Annotated in this window: 21 protein-coding genes and 1 pseudogene; 10 read left to right on the top strand and 12 right to left on the bottom strand. The window is 63.2% G+C overall.

What is annotated here, in order from left to right:
• Nucleotides 1-153 precede the first annotated feature (153 nt).
• Both ACL9RJ_RS28830 and ACL9RJ_RS28825 read left to right on the top strand, forming a co-directional pair.
• Nucleotides 154-798, top strand: coding sequence for an RNA polymerase sigma factor (locus ACL9RJ_RS28830; RefSeq protein ID WP_042936660.1), 645 nt, complete (start codon nt 154-156; stop codon nt 796-798).
• The gene (locus ACL9RJ_RS28825) at nt 795-1,469 is read left to right on the top strand and encodes an anti-sigma factor (protein ID WP_017128762.1); all 675 of its coding nucleotides are present in this window, start codon (nt 795-797) and stop codon (nt 1,467-1,469) included. The genes ACL9RJ_RS28830 and ACL9RJ_RS28825 overlap by 4 nt, the downstream gene beginning before the upstream one ends.
• A gap of 22 nt (nt 1,470-1,491) precedes the next feature.
• On the opposite strand, the gene ACL9RJ_RS28820 is transcribed toward ACL9RJ_RS28825, so the two are convergent.
• Nucleotides 1,492-2,151 carry an AAA family ATPase gene (locus tag ACL9RJ_RS28820; RefSeq protein ID WP_017128763.1) on the bottom strand — a complete coding sequence of 220 codons (660 nt, stop codon included), beginning with the start codon at nt 2,149-2,151 and terminating at the stop codon, nt 1,492-1,494.
• A complete protein-coding gene (locus ACL9RJ_RS28815; RefSeq protein WP_422765877.1) occupies nt 2,151-2,495 on the bottom strand; it encodes a prevent-host-death protein in 345 nt (114 codons plus the stop codon). The genes ACL9RJ_RS28820 and ACL9RJ_RS28815 overlap by 1 nt, the downstream gene beginning before the upstream one ends.
• Nucleotides 2,496-2,865: 370 nt before the next feature.
• Between ACL9RJ_RS28815 and ACL9RJ_RS28810 the strand changes: the two genes are divergently transcribed.
• From ACL9RJ_RS28810 to ACL9RJ_RS28800, 3 genes are all read left to right on the top strand, one after another.
• Complete coding sequence (locus ACL9RJ_RS28810) at nt 2,866-3,126, top strand: hypothetical protein (RefSeq protein WP_017128765.1); 261 nt, start codon at nt 2,866-2,868, stop codon at nt 3,124-3,126.
• A 219-nt stretch (nt 3,127-3,345) separates the two neighbouring features.
• Nucleotides 3,346-3,930, top strand: coding sequence for a hypothetical protein (locus ACL9RJ_RS28805; protein ID WP_017128766.1), 585 nt, complete (start codon nt 3,346-3,348; stop codon nt 3,928-3,930).
• Between the two features lie 109 nt (nt 3,931-4,039).
• Entirely contained in the window at nt 4,040-4,528 is a 489-nt protein-coding gene (locus ACL9RJ_RS28800) for an ecotin family protein (RefSeq protein ID WP_177084707.1), read from the top strand.
• 99 nt (nt 4,529-4,627) lie between these two features.
• Here ACL9RJ_RS28800 and fdhA read toward each other — a convergent pair whose 3' ends face one another.
• The 7 genes from fdhA to glyA all read right to left on the bottom strand — a co-directional run bounded on the left by fdhA (nt 4,628) and on the right by glyA (nt 13,830).
• Nucleotides 4,628-5,827, bottom strand: coding sequence for a formaldehyde dehydrogenase, glutathione-independent (gene fdhA / locus ACL9RJ_RS28795; RefSeq protein ID WP_017128768.1), 1,200 nt, complete (start codon nt 5,825-5,827; stop codon nt 4,628-4,630).
• A 211-nt stretch (nt 5,828-6,038) separates the two neighbouring features.
• Nucleotides 6,039-6,896, bottom strand: a complete 858-nt coding sequence (gene purU, locus ACL9RJ_RS28790) for a formyltetrahydrofolate deformylase (protein WP_017128769.1) — start codon at nt 6,894-6,896, stop codon at nt 6,039-6,041.
• 284 nt (nt 6,897-7,180) lie between these two features.
• Nucleotides 7,181-7,813 (bottom strand): sarcosine oxidase subunit gamma, encoded by a 633-nt coding sequence (locus tag ACL9RJ_RS28785; RefSeq protein ID WP_017128770.1) that lies wholly within the window; start codon nt 7,811-7,813, stop codon nt 7,181-7,183.
• 131 nt (nt 7,814-7,944) lie between these two features.
• Nucleotides 7,945-10,962 carry a sarcosine oxidase subunit alpha gene (locus tag ACL9RJ_RS28780; RefSeq protein ID WP_177084709.1) on the bottom strand — a complete coding sequence of 1,006 codons (3,018 nt, stop codon included), beginning with the start codon at nt 10,960-10,962 and terminating at the stop codon, nt 7,945-7,947.
• Nucleotides 10,959-11,288, bottom strand: coding sequence for a sarcosine oxidase subunit delta (locus tag ACL9RJ_RS28775; protein ID WP_017128772.1), 330 nt, complete (start codon nt 11,286-11,288; stop codon nt 10,959-10,961). The genes ACL9RJ_RS28780 and ACL9RJ_RS28775 overlap by 4 nt, the downstream gene beginning before the upstream one ends.
• Before the next feature lie 14 nt (nt 11,289-11,302).
• On the bottom strand, nt 11,303-12,553 hold the full coding sequence (locus tag ACL9RJ_RS28770) for a sarcosine oxidase subunit beta (protein WP_017128773.1): 1,251 nt from the start codon (nt 12,551-12,553) through the stop codon (nt 11,303-11,305).
• Nucleotides 12,554-12,576: 23 nt separating this feature from the next.
• Nucleotides 12,577-13,830, bottom strand: a complete 1,254-nt coding sequence (glyA, locus tag ACL9RJ_RS28765) for a serine hydroxymethyltransferase (RefSeq protein ID WP_017128774.1) — start codon at nt 13,828-13,830, stop codon at nt 12,577-12,579.
• Nucleotides 13,831-14,241: 411 nt separating this feature from the next.
• On the opposite strand from glyA, the gene ACL9RJ_RS28760 reads away from it, so the two are divergent.
• Entirely contained in the window at nt 14,242-15,288 is a 1,047-nt protein-coding gene (locus ACL9RJ_RS28760) for a low specificity L-threonine aldolase (protein ID WP_422765876.1), read from the top strand.
• Between the two features lie 174 nt (nt 15,289-15,462).
• Nucleotides 15,463-15,669, top strand: a complete 207-nt coding sequence (locus tag ACL9RJ_RS28755; RefSeq protein ID WP_017128776.1) for a hypothetical protein — start codon at nt 15,463-15,465, stop codon at nt 15,667-15,669.
• Between the two features lie 132 nt (nt 15,670-15,801).
• Here ACL9RJ_RS28755 and ACL9RJ_RS28750 read toward each other — a convergent pair whose 3' ends face one another.
• The gene (locus tag ACL9RJ_RS28750) at nt 15,802-16,104 is read right to left on the bottom strand and encodes a cell division protein ZapA (RefSeq protein ID WP_017128777.1); all 303 of its coding nucleotides are present in this window, start codon (nt 16,102-16,104) and stop codon (nt 15,802-15,804) included.
• Nucleotides 16,101-16,331: a hypothetical protein gene (locus ACL9RJ_RS28745; protein ID WP_017128778.1), complete on the bottom strand. Its 231-nt coding sequence runs from the start codon at nt 16,329-16,331 to the stop codon at nt 16,101-16,103. The genes ACL9RJ_RS28750 and ACL9RJ_RS28745 overlap by 4 nt, the downstream gene beginning before the upstream one ends.
• A gap of 281 nt (nt 16,332-16,612) precedes the next feature.
• On the opposite strand from ACL9RJ_RS28745, the pseudogene ACL9RJ_RS28740 reads away from it, so the two are divergent.
• Both ACL9RJ_RS28740 and ACL9RJ_RS28735 read left to right on the top strand, forming a co-directional pair.
• A pseudogene (locus ACL9RJ_RS28740) lies at nt 16,613-17,335 on the top strand (MCP four helix bundle domain-containing protein); the annotation flags it as partial.
• Between the two features lie 30 nt (nt 17,336-17,365).
• The gene (locus ACL9RJ_RS28735; RefSeq protein ID WP_370590934.1) at nt 17,366-18,238 is read left to right on the top strand and encodes a methyl-accepting chemotaxis protein; all 873 of its coding nucleotides are present in this window, start codon (nt 17,366-17,368) and stop codon (nt 18,236-18,238) included.
• 341 nt (nt 18,239-18,579) lie between these two features.
• On the opposite strand, the gene gbcB is transcribed toward ACL9RJ_RS28735, so the two are convergent.
• Nucleotides 18,580-19,680, bottom strand: coding sequence for a glycine-betaine demethylase subunit GbcB (gene gbcB, locus ACL9RJ_RS28730; RefSeq protein ID WP_017128780.1), 1,101 nt, complete (start codon nt 19,678-19,680; stop codon nt 18,580-18,582).
• Nucleotides 19,681-19,964: 284 nt separating this feature from the next.
• On the opposite strand from gbcB, the gene gbcA reads away from it, so the two are divergent.
• The gene (gene gbcA / locus ACL9RJ_RS28725) at nt 19,965-21,260 is read left to right on the top strand and encodes a glycine-betaine demethylase subunit GbcA (protein WP_017128781.1); all 1,296 of its coding nucleotides are present in this window, start codon (nt 19,965-19,967) and stop codon (nt 21,258-21,260) included.
• The last annotated feature ends 112 nt before the right edge of the window (nt 21,261-21,372 follow it).

Raw genomic sequence — 21,372 nt, 5'->3', positions numbered from 1 at the left:
GCCTGGCACTGCTCGTTGGAGTCGGAAAACCCCGGCTTGTTCCCCAGGGGCCGCGCACCACCGCAATTGCATCCGATTCAGGCTCGCCTGCGTATATCAGGCACGGATGGCCAATGGCCGGAACCCTGGACGCCCCTTCTGCGAGCCGCATGAATGAATGGAATAACCCCGTGCCGTGGACTAACCTCAGCCAGCAAGGTGCACCGCGCGCGGTCCATTCAACGTAGTGTGATTGTCTGGAGAATGCCCATTTCCACCGCCGACGCCGATCAACTCAGGCAGCTGCTGGCCCAGTGCTCACTGGGTAACCGCCGCGCATTCGAGACGCTTTATCGCAACGTCGCCCCGCGTCTCCACGGCATAGCCCTGCGCTGCATGGGCCGCCCCGACCTGGCCGAAGAAGTGCTGCAGGAAAGCTTCGTGCGGATCTGGAACAACGCCTCTCGCTACGACGCCAATCTGTCGGCACCGATGACCTGGATGGTGAATATCACCCGCAACCTGGCCATCGACCAGTTGCGCAAGAAGCGCGAGGAACGCCTGGGCGAGTTCCGGGAACAGGAACTTCCCGACGACGCCCCCAGCGCCCACGACCAGTTGACCAGCAGCCGTGACGCCTCGGCACTCAACCGCTGCCTGGACAGCCTCGAAGGCATGCAGCGCCAATCGATCACCATCGCCTACTTCCACGGCCTGTCGTACGCGGAACTGGCCGAACAACTGGCCGCACCGCTGGGCTCGGTCAAATCCTGGATCCGCAGGGGCATGGAGCGCCTGCGCCGGTGCCTTGAATCATGAACTACCAGAACCCCCGCCTGCGCCGCGCCCTGGCGGCCGACTACGCGATCGGGCTGATGTCCGCCGCCGGTCGTCGTCGCTTCGAAAGCCTGATGCGTGACGACGCGCGGCTGCGCGCGCAAGTCGCCGAATGGCAGGAAACCCTGGCCACGCTGACCGAATCCGTACCACCGCAACCGGTGCCGGACCGGGTCTGGCAAGCCATCGTCGCGCGCATCGACCCGCAGCAGTTGCACATACCGGCCAGGCGACCGTTCTGGAACTGGCTGCGCGCCACGGCGGCGATCTGTTCACTGGTGGTGATCGTGGCCCTGGGCGTGCTCTACCGGCATGACCCGATCAGCGCCAGCGCGACCCTGCTCAGCGGCACGCAACAGCCGGCACTGCGGATCGAGGCCCATGCCGGCTACCTGCAAGTCGAGCCATTGACCCTGGCCGCGGTGGACGCCAACCGCAGCCTGGAACTCTGGGCGATTCCACTGGATGGCAAGCCGGTGTCCCTCGGCCTGGTGCCCCGGGAAGGCAAGGGTCGTCTTGAATTGAGCGAGGCCCACAAGACCCTGCTCGGCACCTCGGTGGTGCTGGCGGTCAGCCTGGAACCACAAGGCGGCTCTCCGACCGGACAACCCAGCGGGCCGGTACTCTACTCGGGGCCGCTGGCGGCGCTGTGATCTGCTGATCCTGCGTGGCGGCTCAAACTGAAAGCAGCTCTACGGCGGCTTGAACAATTGGCCGCGCCCACTCGGGCGTTCCCTGCAGAGCCTGGGCATCCTGCGGATCGGGATAGACCATCTGGCCCTCAACCATTTCCAGCACCAGCAGCGGGTCCGGAATCTCCTCGCCGGGCGCGGCGTCGGTGCTGTTGTCAAAGACTTGCAGGTGGGTCAGGTACGGCATCAGGGCAATCAGGTTCAGCCGTGAGTTGACCCAGCGTTCGCGAATCTTGCTTTGCGCAATATCGTGACCGCCACGGGAAACCCGCAAGTGCACGCGTTGCAGGTGCTGTTCCGGCGAGGACAAACCACAGAACAACACCACCACCTCGTGGCTCTGCGCCGCCTGGGCGAGCATCAGGGCGATGGTATTGCCACCCAGCGTGGTTTCGAACGCATAGTTGCGGCCTTCACGCAGGGCGTTTTCCAACTGGCTGCGACCGTGTTCCCAGGCCAGGCCATTGGCCTGGGCCGGCTCGATCCCCGTCGAAGCGATCAGCTCACGGGCAAAGCTGTCCGGATTGAACCAGTCCAGACCATGCTCGGCGAGCAGCGCACCGCCTACCGAACTCTTGCCAGCGCCATTGACGCCGGCCAGGACAAAAATAAAGGGACGTTCGACGACCGGCGTCACTGGCATCAGAAGGTAGAACCGGCTTTGGGTCGTTTGGCCAGCTTGCCCTTGGCCGCCAGCAACGAACGCAACCCCGCCGTAGCCTGGGGTTGCTGCAGGCTCTCCAGCCGCGCATTGAAGCGCTGGGTCAGCTCATCCAGCACCGATTGCTCCCGCGCCTTGTAGGCCTGCACTTGTGCAGTCAGTTGCTGATAGGTCTCGGCGTCCAACAGGACCATTTCCACGGTGGCGTGGTTGGTCACCGCGACACTGCCGGACTGGTGGACCAGACGAACCACATCCGCCCACTTGTTCTTCACCTGGGAAGCGTTCTGACGGGGCAGATCAAGCAGATCAGGCAAGGCAATCATGGCGCGTGCTCGCAGAAAGGGGAGACAGGCTCACTATAACAAGACGACACCATTCTGGCTATTTTTGCCATATTGGCCTTTTTGATCGTCCTCCCCGCCTTGCTTCCGCGCAAGCCCGAGGCTTATAGTCCGCCGGTCGCCCTGATTGGCGATACGGGTTTGGCGACTCGTTTATAGACCATGCGAAAGCCCTGCGCTTGTTTGCAGGTGCCTTCGTACCCGCAAAGTCGCTCCATGGCGGCTGTGCGCGGGAGACCTTCGGGTCTGCCGGCTTGGTCTATTCCGGTTCGCCAACCTGCGTACAGCTGCCACCCGCTTCGTTTGGCGACGAATCGGGCGGTTTCAAACCCAATAGACTGAGACTTTGCCCATGAACAAGTACACCCCGCTCACCGCCATCGACTGCCTGATCCCCAGCCTGTTGATCGACGCCCAGAGTCCGACCGACGTCCTTCACGCCAACGCCACCGCGCGGATCCAGGCGGCCACCCGGATGCTCGAATCCCTGGCCCGCCTCGAACTGCATAACGCCAATGACATCGACTTGCAGCAGATCCTCCAGGCCCCCGCGATCCTGCTGCGCGACGGCTGCGACCTGATGGATGTACTGGGCTGGCGACTACGGGCCTGACCGCCCTGTGGGAGCCGGCTTGCTGGCGATGACAGCCGACCGAACACTGCAAGACCCAAGGGGCTTATCGCTGTCGGAGTAGCACGGCCCGTCCTCTTTGATCGTTCCCACGTCAAGGCGACGAATCGTCGGCACGGGAACGATCACGGCCCATCAAACACCGCTGCCCTTGCCCGCGCAGTTGCCGTAAAGTGCCAGTCCCTTCAGGAGAATGTACACATGGACGTAAAGATCGGCGCAGCAGCCCTGGTCACTATCCTGGCGGGCCTGGCCATCGCCTTCGGTGTGAGCGAATGCCAGCGCGGCCCGCTCAATCCGCCAGTGGCCGCCGACACCAGCGCCGAGGAAAAAGCCTGGCTGACCCTCGAACACCGGATCAAACGTACTGACCCGGCCTTTACCGAGGTCACGCGCTACGGGGAAACGCTGAATATTGTCTACCAGCCGGCCAAGGCGGCCGAGGGTGACGAGGCATGGCCGCCGCGCCTGCTGCGTGTGGTTGGCCAGGCAATCGCGGCCGTGAATGGCGCACCGGGCGGCAAGCAGTACACGCAGGTGACGATCAATGCGCAGATCATCGCCCCCAATGACGTGGAACTGACCTACGCGATGGTCGATTTCGACGCCCTCAAGACCCAGCCAGGCGGCTACACCACCTTTGCCAGCAGCCCCCGCGTGCTCAGGTTCAGCAGCGCGAGCCTGGCCCAGGCACGCGACTATTGCCGTGGCCCGAGCGCCCAGGGCTTCTATCCCGAGTTCTGCCAGCGGGTCGACAGCGCAAAGGCCAGGCAGCTCTTGCAGTAGGCGTCGGCACGGGTTGATCGGATAACTATGTATTACCCGCCCCTGGTGCGTATCGATGAGGATGCCTGTGCAGGACAACATCACTCACTCAATACCCAGAGGCTTGCATATGGATATGTTAACAAGCGCAATCATCGAGGCCGGCATCGACACCTTGTCTGCCCTCACGGACGTCGACCCCACTGCCTGCATAGAGCACCAGCCCCTCGAAAACGGCTTCAGGAAATTTGTCTTCTTTCTGAAGAAACGCCCGGACGAAGACGACCTGGAAGTCAGGATCAACGCCCGGATCAGCCTGTTTCACGATTGCAACCAGCGCTCGATCGAAAAGACCGACCTTGAGAAAACCGCGGCCGGTTACTACCGGATCGACCAACCCGTGTACACAAAAACAAGGATGGGCTGCAAGCTGCGAACCTATACCGAGACCGATACCCTGTACGGCGACGGCTATACCCTGCCCTATGACAGCAGCACCCCCATCGTCATCCATGCCTTCGCCGGTTTCGACCCGAGGGAGGACGTGTATGTCGGGTACGACGTCATCCACAAGTCCATGCAACCGCGCGAATTGCACGTATCGGCTGCACGCTCGTGAACATGTGAGCACGCCGCCGGCCCCCGGAAACCGGATAACGACCGCGGCATAAAAAAGGGCGACCGAAGTCGCCCTTTTTTCCGTCTTGCCCTTTGCTGCTTACGCCGCACTGAACAGCTTGTGCGGATCGATCACGAATTTCTTCGGCACGCCGGCATCGAACTCGCCATAGCCCTTCGGTGCGTCATCCAGGCTGATGACCTGCACACCAACGATTTCGGCGATATTGATCCGATCCCACATGATCGCCTGCATCAGCTGGCGGTTGTACTTCATCACCGGGGTCTGGCCGGTGTGGAAGCTGTGGGACTTGGCCCAGCCGAGGCCGAAGCGGATGCTCAGGCTGCCGATTTTCGCGGCGGCGTCCACGGCACCCGGGTCTTCGGTCACGTACAGGCCCGGAATACCGATCTTGCCCGCCACCCGCACCACGCCCATCAGCGAGTTCAGCACGGTGGCCGGAGCCTCGTGCTTGACGCCTTCATGACCGTGACCACGGGCTTCGAAGCCCACGGCATCGACGGCGCAGTCCACTTCCGGCTCGCCCAGCAACGCAGCGATCTGTTCGTGCAGCGGGGTGTCCTTGGACAGGTCGGCGATTTCGAAACCCTGGGCCTTGGCGTGAGCCAGGCGGATCGGGTTGACGTCACCGACGATCACCACGGCGGCACCCAGCAGGCGCGCCGAGGCGGCGGCGGCCAGGCCGACCGGACCGGCACCGGCGATATACACGCTGCTACCCGGACCGACACCGGCGGTCACAGCACCGTGATAGCCGGTCGGCAGGATGTCGGAGAGGCAGGTCAGGTCGCGGATCTTCTCCATGGCCTTGTCGCGATCCGGCAGTTTCAGCAGGTTGAAGTCGGCGTACGGCACCAGCACGTACTCGGCCTGGCCACCGGTCCAGTCGCCCATGTCGACGTAGCCGTAGGCACCGCCGGCGCGGGCCGGGTTGACGGTCAGGCAGACGCCGGTGTGCTGTTCCTTGCAGGAGCGGCAGCGCCCGCAAGCAACGTTGAACGGTACCGACACCAGGTCGCCGAGCTTCAGGTTCTCGACGTCGCTGCCCTTCTCGACCACTTCACCGGTGATCTCGTGACCCAGGACCAGACCGACCTGGGCGGTAGTGCGACCACGGACCATGTGCTGGTCGGAGCCGCAGATATTGGTGGAAACAACGCGCAGGATGACACCGTGCTCGATCTTCTTGCCGCGCGGGTCCTGCATTTTCGGATAGTCGATTTTCTGTACTTCGACCTTGCCATTGCCGAGATACACCACACCACGATTGCCAGACATGCTTTCACCTCGCTGTTGTTTTTATGTAGCGGCGCGCCGCCAGAGGGGCCGCGCGTTGATTGCTCGGGTTGTTGCCTGTGGTTGTTGCGTTGTTCCTGCCGGCCTCATCGCTGGCAAGCCAGCTCCTACAAGGGTATTGCGTCGCAGCAGGCACCGCGCCCACTGTGGGAGCCGGCTTGCCGGCGATGAGGCCGGCACGGGCAGCCAAAAATCAGAGGACCACCGTCCTGTTGGCGTTCAGGAAGACCCGCCGTTCAATGTGATAACCCACCGCCCGGGCCAGCGTCAGCCCTTCGATGTCCCGGCCCTTGGCGATCAGGTCCTCGGGATAATGGCTGTGATCCACCACTTCCACGCCCTGGGCGATGATCGGGCCTTCGTCCAGGTCGTTGTTGATGTAGTGCGCCGTGGCACCCACCAGTTTCACCCCCTTGTTGTAGGCCTGGTGATACGGCTTGGCGCCCTTGAAGCCGGGCAGCAACGAGTGGTGGATATTGATGGCCTTGCCGTCGAGCTTGCGACACAGCTCCGGCGACAACACCTGCATGTAGCGGGCGAGGATCACCAGTTCGGCGCCGGATTCCTCGATCACCTGCCAGACCTGGCGTTCCTGGCCCGGCTTGTCGTTGGGATCGAGGGGGAAATGGTAGTACGGAATCTGGTGCCAGTCGGCCAGGGGCTTGAGGTCCGGATGGTTGGACACAACCGCGGCGACGTCCATGGACAATTGACCGATGCGCTGACGGTAGAGCAGGTCGTTGAGGCAGTGATCGGCCTTGGAGACCATGATCACCACTTTCGGCCGGTAGTTCGGCGCGGTCAGTTCGAACACCATGCCGAAGGACTCGCCGCGCTCGGCCAGGCCGGCGCGGAAGGCCAGTTCGTCGAAACCCTCGGGCTGGCGGAACTCCACGCGAATGAAGAACCGACCGGAGAGACGGTCATCGAACGAATGGTGTTCGGTGACATAGCAGCCCTGCTCGAACAGATAGCGGGTCACCGCATCCACCGTGCCGAGCACGCTGGGGCAATCGGCGGTCAAAATCCATGTATCGGGTGCGCGGCTCATTGCTTGACTCCTGTTCGTGAATAACAGAGCGATGCAAAACCTGTGGCGAGGGGCCCTGGTCCTGATCGTTCCCCCACTCTTCGTGGGAACACCACCACGGCAGCTTCGCGTCCCCTCCTGGGACGCAGAGTTTTCCGGGGTGGATGTCCACACAGAGGGGGGGAACGATCAATCCTTACCCTTGTGTACTGTGGGAGCCGGGCTCGCCCGCGAAGCTTTCAGCGATCTCGCCAGCCCCTTCGCGGCGATTCGACAAGCCCGGCGCCTACAGTTTTGTTCAGATCTCAGGCCTGGACGCTGAGACCGTACTCGGCCGCCGCATCCTGCAACCACAACCACCAGTAATCCGAGAAGCTGCGGCGAATCACCAGCTCCCAGGTGTCTTCGGCGGTGTGGCGGATCATCAGTTGCGACTTGGCGAACACCGTGCCGACCGCCTTGCCCACCGGGAAGTTGTTCGGGTGCACGTCGTAGCTGGTGGACTTCATCAATACCTGGCGCACGTTCGGGCCGCTCAGCTCCAGCAGTTGCTGGCCGCCGCTGACATTGACGATGGCCACATGCAGATCGCCCAGGGCTTCGCGCAGCGCCTTCTCGGCGGCGAACTCTTCGCCGCTCGGGACGATCAGCAGCCACTCGTCGGGGCCGAGCCACTGCAGGCTGGTCTCGCCCTTGGCAACCACGGTCAGGGCCACGGGCAGCTCCAGGCCCAGGGCCTTGTGCACGCCGGCGGCGAACGCCGGGTCATGGCCGTCGCCACGAATGGTCAGGTGACCGAGCAGTTTCTTTTCCCGCACGGTCACGCCGGCGTTCTTGCGGCCCTTGCCCACCAGGCTGGCGAGGTCGGCATGGTGCAACGACGACTCGGCCTTGGCCCCGGAAGTCGGGCGTTGTTGGTAAACGTTGGCTGTGGTCATAAAACACCTTTAACTCAGGTTGATCGTTCCCACGCTCTGCGTGGGAATGCCGCCATGGACGCTCTGCGTCCGCTCTTGGGACGCAGAGCGTCCCGGGATGCATTCCCACGCCAGGCGTGGGAACGATCGACTTAAATGTTCTGGCGATCGCCCTTCGGATCGAAGAACACCGAAGAAACGATTTCCGCCTCGATCACGCTGCCGTCGGCCAGCGGTGCGAACACCCGCTCGCCGATGCGCTTGAGACCACCCTTGACCACGCCCATGGCAAACGAATAGCCGAGGGAGTTGTGGGCATAGCTGGAGGTCACGTGACCGACCATCTTCATCGGGATCGCCTGCTTGGTGTCGAACACCAGCTGCGCACCTTCCGGCAGCCACTTGGTCGGATCGATCGGCTTGAGCCCGACCAGTTGCTTGCGCTCCTCGCGCACGCAGTCCTCGCGATTCATCCCACGCCAGCCGATCCAGGAGAACGGTTTGGTGCGACCGACACACCAGCCCATGTTCAGGTCGTCGGGGGTCATCGAGCCGTCAGTGTCCTGGCCGACGATGATGAAGCCCTTCTCGGCCCGCAGCACGTGCATGGTCTCAGTGCCGTACGGGGTCAGGTTGTACTGCTTGCCCGCCTCGGCGATCTTTTCCAGGACGCCCATGGCGTAGTCGGCCTGGATGTTGACCTCGTAGGACAGCTCGCCGGTAAAGGAAATCCGGAACACCCGCGCCGGCACGCCACCGACCAGGCCTTCTTTCCAGGTCATGAACGGGAACGCGTCCTTGTCCAGGTCGATGTCGGTGACTTCGCTGAGCAGCTTGCGGCTGTTCGGGCCGGACAGGGTCAGGGTCGCCCAGTGGTCGGTCACGGAAGTGAAGTACACCTTCATGTCCGGCCATTCGGTCTGGTGGTACAGCTCCAGCCATTGCAGGACGCGCGCGGCACCGCCGGTGGTGGTGGTCATCAGGAAATGGTTGTCGGCCAGACAGGCGGTGACGCCGTCGTCGAAGACCATGCCGTCTTCCTTGCACATCAGGCCGTAGCGGGCCTTGCCCACATCGAGCTTGGTCCAGGCGTTGGTGTACACGCGGTTGAGGAACTCGCGGGCATCCGGGCCCTGGATATCGATCTTGCCCAGGGTCGAGGCGTCGAGCAGGCCGACGCTGTCGCGCACGGCCTTGCACTCGCGCTTGACCGCGGCATGCAGGTCCTCGCCGTTGCGCGGGAAGTACCACGGCCGTTTCCACTGGCCGACGTCCTCGAACTCGGCGCCCTGTTTCACGTGCCAGGCCTGCAAGGCGGTGTAGCGCACCGGCTCGAAGATATGCCCGCAGTGACGACCGGCGACCGCGCCGAAAGTGACCGGCGTGTAGTTCGGACGGAACATGGTGGTGCCCATCTGCGGGATGGTCACGTTCAGCGAACGGGCGGCAATGGCCAGGCCGTTGACGTTGCCCAGCTTGCCCTGGTCGGTACCGAAGCCCAGCGCGGTGTAGCGCTTGACGTGCTCGACCGATTCGAAGCCTTCGCGGGTCGCCAGTTCGATGGCGGCAGCGGTGACGTCGTTCTGCAGGTCGACGAATTGCTTCGGCGCCCGTGCGGTGGCTTTTTCATGGGGCACCTGGAACAGGGCCAGGGTCGGCTCTTCCAGACGCGCCAGGGCCTTGGGCAGGACACCTTCGACCGCCTTGAAACCGGCCTCGCTGGCCGCGCGCACGCCGCCCTCGAAACCGTCGGCCAGGGCATCGGCAAGGCCGTAGACGCCGTTAATGCCACCCACGCAGACGCGTTTCTGCGGGGCTTCGCCAGGGACGAAACCGAGGATGTCTTCACGCCAGATCGGCTTGCCGCCCAGGTGCGAGGCCAGGTGGACCACCGGGCTGTAGCCGCCGGAGCTGGCCACCAGGTCGCAGTCCAGCCATTCGCCGGGACTGGTGACTTTATGGGCCTTGACGTCGATGGCGGCGATGCGCGCACCGGTCACGTGCTTGCTGCCACGGGCCTCGATCACGGCACTGCCGGTGAGAATGCGGATGCCCTTGGCCCGCGCTTCTTCCACCAGCGCGCCGCGAGGATTGCTGCGGGCGTCGGCGATGGCGACCACTTGCAGGCTGGCATCGAGCCAGTCCAGGGCCACGCGGTAGGCGTGGTCGTTGTTGGTCGACAGCACCAGTTTCTTGCCCGGGGCCACGCCGTAACGGCGCACGTAGGTCGAAACGGCACCGGCGAGCATGTTGCCCGGCACGTCGTTGTTGCCATAGACCAGCGGACGCTCATGGGTGCCGGTGGCAAGGACCACGCGCTTGGCACGCACGCGGTGAATACGCTGGCGAACCTGGCCGATCGGCGCACGGTCGCCGAGGTGATCGGTGAGACGCTCGTGGATGGTCAGGAAGTTGTGGTCGTGGTAGCCGTTGACGGTGGCCCGAGGCAGCAGCAGGACATCCGGCAAGGCCTTCAATTCGGCGATCACGCTGGCGACCCACTCGGCCGCCGGCTTGCCGTCGAGGCTTTCGCGGGAATCGAGCAGGCTGCCGCCGAACTCTTCCTGTTCATCGGCGAGGATCACCCGCGCACCGCTGCGGGCAGCGGCCAGGGCGGCGGCCAGACCGGCAGGACCGGCGCCGACGATCAGCACGTCGCAGTGCTGGTTCATGTAGTCGTAGGTATCCGGATCGTTCTCGGTCGGCGAGCGACCCAGGCCCGCGGCCTTGCGGATGTACTTCTCGTAGGTCATCCAGAACGACTGTGGATACATGAAGGTCTTGTAGTAGAAGCCCGGCGGCATCAGCTTGCCGCCGACCTTGCCGAGAATCCCCATCATGTCGTTGTTGACGCTCGGCCAGCCGTTGGTGCTGGTGGCGACCAGGCCCTGATACAGCGCTTGCTGGGTAGCCCGCACGTTGGGGATCTGGGTGGCCTCGGTGGCGCCGATCTGCAGCACCGCGTTCGGCTCTTCGGCACCGGCGGCGAAAATGCCCCGTGGCCGCGAATACTTGAAGCTGCGCCCGACGATATCCACGCCGTTGGCCAGCAGCGCGGCGGCCAGGGTGTCACCTTCGAAGCCCTTGTAGGTCTCGCCGTTGAAGGTGAAGCTCAAGACTTTGTTGCGGTCGATGCGACCACCGTTGGACAGGCGATTGACCTGGCTCATACCTTTTCTCCCACAGCCGCGCCGGGCACTTTCGAACTGTCTGCTTTGGCGGTGAATTGGGGTTTCTCGCCGATCTTGTAGGTTTCCAGGATTTCGTAAGTCACGGTGTCACGGGTCACGTTGAAATACTGGCGGCAGCCGGCGACGTGATCCCAGAGCTCGTGGTGCAGCCCGCGCGGGTTGTCGCGGAAGAACATGTAGTCGCCCCACTGCTCGTCGGTGCAGGTGTTCGGGTCCAGGGGACGCGGGATATGCGCCTGGCCGGAAGCGTGGAATTCCTCTTCGGAGCGCAGTTCGCCGCAATGAGGACAGAAGATATGCAACATAGGGATTTCTCCTGTTAGTGGGCGACCGCTGCAGCGCCGTGTTCGTCGATCAACGCACCGTTGTGGAAACGGTCGATGGAGAAAGGTGCGGCCAACGGGTGCATTTCACCCTTGGCCAGGCTCGCGGCAAACACGTTGCCCGAGCCCGGGGTGGCCTTGAAGCCGCCGGTGCCCCAACCGCAGTTGAAGAACATGTTCGGTACCGGCGTCTTGGAAATGATCGGGCAGGCGTCCGGCGTGGTGTCGACGATGCCGCCCCACTGACGGTTCATGCGCACGCGCGACAGCACCGGGAACATCTCGACGATGGCCTGGATGGTGTGCTCGATCACCGGGTACGAACCGCGCTGGCCGTAGCCGTTGTAGCCGTCGATACCGGCACCGATCACCAGGTCGCCCTTGTCGGACTGGCTGATGTAGCCGTGCACGGCGTTGGACATGATCACGCTGTCGATGATCGGCTTGATCGGCTCGGACACCAGGGCCTGCAACGGGTGCGATTCGACCGGCAGGCGGAAGCCCGCCAGTCGGGCCATATGCCCGGAGTTACCGGCGGTGACCACACCGACGCGCTTGGCGCCGATAAAGCCCTTGTTGGTTTCCACACCGATGCACACGCCGTTTTCCTTGCGGAAACCGATCACTTCGGTCTGCTGGATCAGGTCCACGCCCAGGGCGTCGGCCGCACGGGCGAAGCCCCAGGCCACGGCATCGTGACGGGCCACGCCGCCGCGACGCTGGACGGTGGCGCCCATCACCGGGTAGCGGGTGTTCTTCGAGCAGTCCAGGTACGGAATCTCGTCCGCCACCTGTTTGGCGTTGAGCAGTTCGCCGTCGACGCCATTGAGGCGGTTGGCGCTGACCCGACGCTCGGAATCACGGATGTCCTGCAAGGTGTGGCAGAGGTTGTAGACGCCACGCTGGGAGAACATCACGTTGTAGTTGAGGTCCTGGGACAGGCCTTCCCACAGTTTCATCGCGTGTTCGTACAGGTGCGCCGACTCGTCCCACAGGTAGTTGGAACGCACGATGGTGGTGTTGCGGGCGGTGTTGCCGCCGCCCAGCCAGCCCTTCTCGACCACGGCGACGTTGGTGATGCCGTGCTCCTTGGCCAGGTAGTAGGCGGTCGCCAGGCCATGCCCGCCACCGCCGACGATGACCACGTCATAGACCTTTTTCGGGGTCGGCGTGCGCCACATTTTCTGCCAGTTTTCGTGATGGCTGAGAGAGTGCTTGAAGAGGCCGAAGCCCGAATAGCGTTGCATAGTCATTTACTCCAAAACCGCTCTCAGCGATAAACCGGGAAGTCCGCGCACAGGGCTGTCACATGCTTGGCGACGTTGGCCTCGACATCGGCATCGCCGAGGTTGTCGAGGATGTCGCAGATCCAGCCGGCCAGTTCCACGCACTGGGTCACCTTGAAACCGCGGGTGGTGACGGCCGGGGTGCCGATACGCAGGCCGGACGTGACGAACGGCGACTGCGGGTCGTTCGGCACCGCGTTCTTGTTCACGGTGATGTGGGCACGGCCGAGGGCGGCATCGGCCTCCTTGCCGGTCAGGCCCTGGCGAATCAGGCTGACCAGGAACAGGTGGTTGTCGGTGCCGCCGGACACTACATCGTAGCCGCGTTTGATAAACACGCCCGCCATCGCCTGGGCATTGTCGATCACTTGCTGCTGATAGGCCTTGAAGCCCGGCTCCAACGCTTCCTTGAAGCTCACGGCCTTGGCGGCGATCACGTGCATCAGCGGGCCGCCCTGGGCACCGGGGAACACCGCGGCGTTGAGTTTCTTCTCGATCTCTTCGTTGGCCTTGGCCAGGATCAGGCCGCCACGGGGACCGCGCAGGGTCTTGTGGGTGGTGGTGGTGACCACGTCGGCGTAGGGCAGCGGGTTGGGATACAGGCCGGCGGCGACCAGGCCGGCGACGTGGGCCATGTCGACGAACAGCAGCGCACCGACTTTATCGGCGATCTGGCGGAAGCGAGGGAAATCGAGGGTTTTCGAGTAGGCCGAGAAACCGGCGACGATCATCTTCGGTTTGTGCTCGACGGCCAGGCGCTCGACCTCATCGTAGTCGATCAGGCCGGTATTGGTGTCGATCCCGTATTGAACGGCGTTGTACAGCTTGCCCGAGGACGACACCTTGGCGCCGTGGGTCAGGTGCCCGCCGTGGGCCAGGCTCATGCCCAGGATGGTGTCGCCGGCCTGCAACAGGGCCAGGTACACGGCGCTGTTGGCCGAGGAACCGGAGTGCGGCTGGACGTTGACGTAGTCGGCACCGAACAGCTGCTTGGCGCGTTCGATGGCCAGGGCCTCGACCTTGTCCACGTGCTCGCAGCCACCGTAGTAGCGCTTGCCCGGATAACCTTCGGCGTACTTGTTGGTCAGGCCGCTGCCCTGGGCCTGCATGACCCGCTTGCTGGTGTAGTTCTCCGACGCGATCAGCTCGATGTGATCTTCCTGACGCTGCTCCTCGGCATTCATGGCCGCCATCAGTGCATCGTCATAACCCTGGATCTGGTCTTGCTTGCTGAACATCGCGTCTCTCCCAGCGGCGGTGGTACGCCATTCGTCTCGGTGAGGCCTTTGCCGTGCGGCAGTGCCCTTTGGACGTGATGGTATGACCGGCGCAGACAGGTCAAATGCCTACGCACGCCTTGCAAAGGTGCGTTTACGACATGGCTTGGCGCGCCGGGATAATCTATGCCCGAACGACCTGGCACGACGCGGTTTCGACAACACAGCAATCCCCTGTAGGAGCCGGCTTGCTGGAGATAGCGGCCAATCGGACGATGCAAGGCTCACTGACCCCATCGCCAGCAAGCCGGCTCCTACAAGGACAACGCCAACCTTCCGGCAATAGGAGGGTTTTCCTACGGAAACTGTGCCTGTGCGACACCGCCAATTCTGGTTACAGTGCGCACCATAAACGATCACAAGGACCGGGCCATGACCGACAAGAGCCAACAATTCGCCAGTGACAACTATTCCGGTATCTGCCCCGAAGCCTGGGCCGCCATGGAACAGGCCAACCACGGCCACCAGCGCGCCTACGGCGACGACGAGTGGACCCAACGCGCCGCCGATGGCTTCCGCAAACTCTTCGAAACCGACAGCGAAGTGTTCTTCGCCTTCAACGGCACCGCGGCCAACTCCCTGGCCCTGTCCTCCTTGTGCCAGAGCTACCACAGCGTGATCTGCTCGGAGACCGCCCACGTCGAGACCGACGAATGCGGCGCGCCGGAGTTCTTCTCCAACGGCTCCAAATTGCTGACCGCCCGCACCGAAAACGGCAAGCTGACCCCGGACTCGATCCGCGAAATCGCCCTCAAGCGCCAGGACATCCACTACCCCAAGCCACGGGTCGTGACCCTGACCCAGGCCACGGAAGTCGGCAGCGTCTACACCCCGGATGAAATCCGCGCCATCAGCGCCACCTGCAAGGAACTGGGCCTGAACCTGCACATGGACGGCGCGCGCTTCTCCAACGCCTGCGCCTTCCTCGGCTGCTCGCCGGCCGACCTGACCTGGAAGGCCGGGGTCGACGTGCTGTGCTTCGGCGGGACGAAAAACGGCATGGCGGTGGGCGAAGCGATCCTGTTCTTCAACCACGACCTGGCGGTGGACTTCGACTACCGCTGCAAGCAGGCCGGGCAACTGGCCTCGAAAATGCGCTTTCTCTCCGCGCCCTGGGTCGGCCTGCTGGAAAACGACGCCTGGCTCAAGCACGCCCGGCACGCCAACCACTGCGCGCAGTTGCTCAGCAGCCTGGTCAGGGATATTCCCGGCGTGGAACAGATGTTCCCGGTGGAAGCCAACGGTGTGTTCCTGCAACTGTCGGAACCGGCCATTGCCGCGCTGACCGCACGGGGCTGGCGCTTCTACACCTTCATCGGCAAGGGCGGTGCGCGCTTCATGTGCTCGTGGGACACCGAAGAGGCGCGGGTGCGGGAGCTGGCGGCGGATATCCGCGCGGTCATGACCGGCGCCCTGTAGGAGCCGGCTGTTTCAGGCGGCTACCGCCGGTCGCGACTGTCATTTCTGACAGTATTGAGCGCCCTCCCGAGCGTGGGAAAATGCGGTCAGCCTGAAAAGGAGTGTGTGCAGTCTTTCAGGATATGGGCACGTCATTCAAGAAATGACCGCCGCCATACCTATGGAGAGATCGACATGACAAAGCAAACCGAATACGTTCTCAAAGCAGACGGCAAGGCCAAAACCTACCCCGTGATCACCTTCGAAGAACTGTTGAAGCTGGCCCATATCGGCGAGCGCATCGAGAACAACGCCGGAACCAAGCTGGTCGTCAAGAGCAAGACCTACAGGCTAACGGAGAACGGCTTTTACGAAATCAGTCTCACGGTTAACGAGGAATAATCCTGCGCTGCCTGAACCACGCCGTTCAGGCAGGCGTCGACTTGCCAACGATAGCGTCCGAGCCCAAGGGCCTTATCGTCGACAAGCCGACGCCGACCAGGGTTCGATCCATCCCGCGACCGGGATATCACCTCAGTTCTGCCCGATCGTCTTGGAAATCACTTCGACCGTGGCGCTGACTTGCTCTTGATAACGGTCGAGTTCCTCGCGGTGCTGGCGTTGCGCCTCGATCTGCCGGGAACACAGGTTCAGGGCGGCCAGGACCAGCAACTGCTCGCCGATCAGCGTGGGAAACTTCTTCTTGGTATCGACCAGGGCCGTCTTGAGCATCAGGGTTGCGTCCTGCAACGTCTGCTCCTGGCCGGCAGGTGCCTTGATCGAATATTCCTCACCGAGGATCGAGATGACGGTCACCCCGTCGGTGCTGGTTCTCATGCGCCGACAGGACCTGCGCTGACGCGCTCCACCAGCGCCTGGATACGGGCGGCGGTGGCGCCGTGCTTTTCTTCCTGTTCCATCAGGCTCAGTTGCAGGCTTTCGTTTTCATCCCGGGCCTGGGCCAGTTCGCTGCTCAGCGCCGTGTTGGCAGCCAACAGCTCCTGCTTCTGCTGAACCAGCTCGCTGACCAGTTGTTCCAGTTGATTGAGGGAAGTCTCCAACATTTTCTTGATCTCTCGGGCAGTTTCAAAGGGCGCGTACGATAAAGAAAAGCCCCTGGGTTTGCCAGGGGAAAACGCTCTCAAAGCCTTGATTTTCCTGGCGGGATGCTTTTCTTCGCCCCCTAGGGACTGCGATTGGCGGAACATGTTCCCGGTCCCCTGTCGGAAAGCCGTCCCTGCGACAAAAACGCGCAGGGGGCTTTAGACTTTAGTCGTATGACCGATAGGTCAGACAGACCTCGTCTCCAAAGCCGCACGGAACGCGCTTTCTCTCAGGAAAAACCATGTCCCTACGCACTATGAACATCGCCCCACGGGCGTTCCTCGGCTTTGCCATGATCGGCGCTTTGATGCTGATCCTGGGTGTGTTCTCGCTGAACCAGATGAGCAAGATTCGTGCGGCGGCCCAGGAGATCACTGCCAACAGCGTGCCCAGCATCAAGGCCCTGGACGAATTCACCCAGCTGACCCTGCGCCTGCGCGTCCTGTCCTACCGGCTGCTGACCAATCGCGAGCCGGACACCCAGGCCAAGACCCTGGATCTGCTCGTCCAGCGCAACCAGCAGATCGACAAGGCCCGGGTGGTCTACGAAAAGCTGATCGCCGCCCCTGAGGAACGCTCGATCTATGAGCAATACGTCCAGTTGCTCGGCCAGTACCGGCAGATCGAAGACCGCATGAAAACCCTGTCGCGCAACAATCAGGTGACCGAGCTGGCAAACCTGCTCAACAGCGAGCTGCTGGCCAACTCCGAGCAGGTCAACACCGTGCTCAACCGCCTGCTGGACATCAACACGCAGCAGACCAACGCCACCAACCAGCAAGCCAGCGACCAGTACGACTCGGCCTTCAACCTGGTGGTGGCCCTGCTGGTGCTCGCCACCGGCCTGACGCTGCTGTTCGCCTGGCTGCTGACCCGCAGCATCACCCAGCCGATCGCCCAGGCCCTGAGCGCCGCCGAACAGATCGCCGAAGGCGACCTGACCCGTCCGATCCAGGTCGATGGCACCGACGAAGCCGGTCGCCTGTTGCAGGCCATGGTCAAGATGCAGCAGAAGCTGCGCGATACCCTGCAGCGCATTTCCGGTTCCGCCACCCAGCTGGCCTCGGCCGCCGAAGAACTGAACAGCGTCACCGACGAAAGCGCCCGTGGCCTGCTGCAGCAGAACAACGAGATCGAACAGGCCGCCACCGCGGTCAATGAAATGACCAGCGCCGTGGAAGAAGTCGCGCGCAATGCAGTGAGCACCTCCGAAGCCTCGAAGAGCGCCACCACCTCGGCCGGCGACGGACGCGACCTGGTGCAGGAAACCGTCAGCGCCATCGAACGCATGAGCGGCGATGTACAGAGCACCGCGACGCTGATCGGCAACCTGGCGGAAGAATCCCGCGATATCGGCAAGGTCCTGGACGTGATCCGCGGCCTGGCCGACCAGACCAACCTGCTGGCGCTGAACGCGGCGATCGAAGCGGCACGGGCCGGGGAAGCCGGTCGCGGCTTCGCGGTGGTGGCCGATGAAGTGCGGGCACTGGCGCACCGCACCCAGCAGTCCACCAGCGAAATCGAACGGATGATCGGCAGTATCCAGGGCGGCACCGAGCAGGCGGTGGACTCGATGCGCAACAGCACCGAGCGGGCCGAATCGACCCTGAGCATCGCCAAGGGAGCCGGCCTGGCACTGGACACCATCAACACGGCGATCGTCGAGATCAACGAACGCAACCTGGTGATCGCCAGCGCGGCGGAAGAACAGGCTCAGGTGGCCCGTGAAGTGGATCGTAACCTGGTGAATATCCGCGACTTGTCGGTGCAGTCGGCGACCGGCGCCAACCAGACCAGCGCCGCGAGCAACGAACTGGCCCGCCTGGCGGTGGATCTCAACAGCATGGTAGCGCGCTTCAGCCTGTAGAAACCCCCGAGAGAGCGGCGCTGCCTTCGCGGGCAAGCCCGCTCCCACAGGAGGGAGGCGCACCGGGCTGTCGTCTAGCCCGGGACCTTGTAGGAGCTGGCTTGCCAGCGATGACGATGCCAGCCACTCCGCCGCTTTCGCGGGCAAGCCCGCTCCCACAGGATGGGGGCTCGCCACGGACTATGGTCCAGCCTGGAACCTTGTAGGAGCTGGCTTGCCAGCGATGACGATGCCAGCCACCCCGCCGCTTTCGCGGGCAAGCCCGCTCCCACAGGGCTCCGGGCTTGACGCAGGTCTTGTGGGAGCGGGCTTGCCCGCGAAAGAAGCGCCGCGGTGTGCGATCAGTACTCGATCCGCACATCACCCTTCGGCACACTGCAGCACGACAGGATATAACCCTCGGCCACATCGTCGTCGGTGATCCCGCCGTTGTGGTCCATCTCCACTTCCCCGCCCAGCTTGAGCACCTTGCAGGTCCCGCAGATACCCATGCCGCAGGCCTTGGGGATCATCAGGCCAAGCTTGGCCGCCGCCGCGTGCACGGTTTCGCCCGGTGCCACGCGAATGCTCTTGCCGGTGGCGGTGAACTCCACCTGGTGCAAGTCCGCGGCATCCACTTCCGGCGCCTCGGCGGCCTGTTCGGCCTGCTCCACCGCATCGGCACGGGCTTCCGGTGGCGTCGCGCCGAAGGATTCCTCGTGGTAGCGGCTCATGTCGAACCCGGCCGCTTCCAGCAGGCGCTTGACCGCGTTCATGTAAGGCGTCGGGCCGCAACAGAACACTTCGCGCTCGAGGAAGTCCGGGGCCATCAACTCCAGCATCTTGTGGTTCAGGTAGCCACGATAACCGGCCCAGGGCTCGCCCAGGCCGTGTTTTTCGCAGATCAGGTGCAGGCTGAAGTTGTCGATCCGCGACGCCATGTGCTCCAGCTCGCGGTGATAGATGATGTCCTTGGGCGAACGGGCGCTGTGGATAAACACCATGTCGACATTGCCGTTGGTGTCGTAGAACCAGCGGGCCATGGACATCACCGGGGTGATGCCGACGCCGCCGCTCAGGTACAGCACCTTGGGGCTGGGGAAGTCGATGGCATTGAACAGCCCGACCGGCCCGTGCACCGCCAGCTCCTGGCCTTCGTGCAGGGTGTCGTGCAACCAGTTGGAAACCTTGCCGCCCGGCACGCGCTTGATGGTCACGGAAAAGCTGTAGGGCACCGATGGCGAGCTGGAAATGGTGTAGGAGCGCATGATCGGCTGCCCTTCGATTTCCAGCTCCAGGGTGACGAACTGCCCCGGCTTGAAGAAGAACATGATCGGCTGGTCGGCCATGAAGCAGAAGGTCCGCACATCCCAGGTTTCCTGGATGACCTTCACGCAGCGCACGATATGCCGACCATTGGCCCAGGTCTGGGTGGTTACCGGATTGAGGAAGTTGTTCGACATATTGTTCTCCACCGCCGACTGTCGGCTCTATGTTGGCGATTCTGCGCAAGCGCCGGGGCGACCATTTACCTATCCGCGACATTGGCATGCTTATCGCGACCAGCCCCCAACGACCGGGGGTTGGGCGTCGGGAACGGATTCGGCCATGTCGCCCATGGATAAGGTTCGTGTCGCTGCCGCCCCCACACTCGCTCCATACCAAGACACCTGACGTACACCTTGCGTAGCACCCCTGATCAGCCACTATTCGCCGGCCACACCGCATGGCCATGAGGACTAAATCGATGGACGTCACCGCAACCCTGAGCCTGGGCGATCCGCTGGAACCCGCACGCAAGGCCACCGCGAAAATGCTGCAAGAGCGCGAGCGGACCTTTTCCCTGCCACAACCGTTCTACTCCGATGAGCGGCTGTTCGAAATCGATATGCAGGAAATCTTCCAGAAGGAATGGTTGATCGCCGGCATGACCTGCGAGATCCCGGCCAAGGGCAACTACATGACCCTGCAGATCGGCAAGAACCCGATCATCGTGATCCGCGGTGCCGACGGTGTGGTCCACGCCTTCCACAACGTCTGCCGCCACCGCGGTTCGCGCCTGTGCACCAGCGACAAGGGCAAGGTCGCCAAGCTGGTCTGCCACTACCACCAGTGGACCTACGAACTGGACGGTCGCCTGCTGTTCGCCGGCACCGAGATGGGCGCCGATTTCGACATGAAGCAATACGGCCTCAAGCCGGTGCATGTGAAGACCTCGGGCGGCTACGTCTTTATCAGCCTGGCGGAAAACCCGCCGCCGATCGATGAGTTCCTGGCGACCCTGAACCACTACATGGAACCCTACGACATGGAGAACACCAAGGTGGCGGTGCAAACCACCTTGATGGAGAAGGCCAACTGGAAGCTGGTGCTGGAGAACAACCGCGAGTGCTACCACTGCGGCGGCTCCCACCCGGAACTGCTCAAGACCCTGCTGGAGTGGGACGACGTCACCGACCCGCGCGCCGACCAGGCGTTCAAGGACCATGTGGCCGCCTCCGCCGCCGCCTGGGAAGCCGAGAAGATCCCTTATGCCCACGCCAGCTTTGGCCTGCGTAACCGTATCGTGCGCATGCCGCTGCTCAAGGGCACCGTGTCGATGACCATGGACGGCAAGCAGGGCTGCAAGAAGCTGATGGGCCGGATCAAGAACCCGGACCTGGGTTCGATGCGCATCCTGCACCTGCCGCACTCGTGGAACCACTGCATGGGCGACCACATCATCGTGTTCACCGTGTGGCCGATCAGCGCCCAGGAAACCATGGTCACCACCAAGTGGCTGGTGCACAAGGACGCGGTCGAAGGCGTCGACTATGACGTGGCGCGCATGCGTGAAGTCTGGGATGCGACCAACGACCAGGACCGTCGCCTGGCCGAGGAAAACCAGCGCGGCATCAACTCCACGGCCTATCAGCCGGGCCCGTACTCGAAGACCTACGAGTTTGGCGTGGTCAACTTCGTCGACTGGTACAGCGAGCGCCTGCTGAGCAACCTCGGGGCCGAGCCTGCACCGTACCTCAAGGGCGTGCCCGTTCACGGCTAAAAGCTTCGCGGGCAAGCCCGCTCCCACACGACCCCAGGCTAGACGAAAGTCCGTGGTGCGCCACCCTCCTGTGGGAGCCGGCTTGCTGGCGAGAGCGGTAGTGCGGATGGCA

The sequence above is a fragment of the Pseudomonas sp. Mn2068 genome (assembly GCF_049319725.1).
GTDB classification, from domain to species: Bacteria; Pseudomonadota; Gammaproteobacteria; order Pseudomonadales; family Pseudomonadaceae; genus Aquipseudomonas; species Aquipseudomonas gingeri.
Note: the sequence above shows the minus strand (reverse complement) of the source record. Positions and strands in the feature narration are given on the sequence as shown.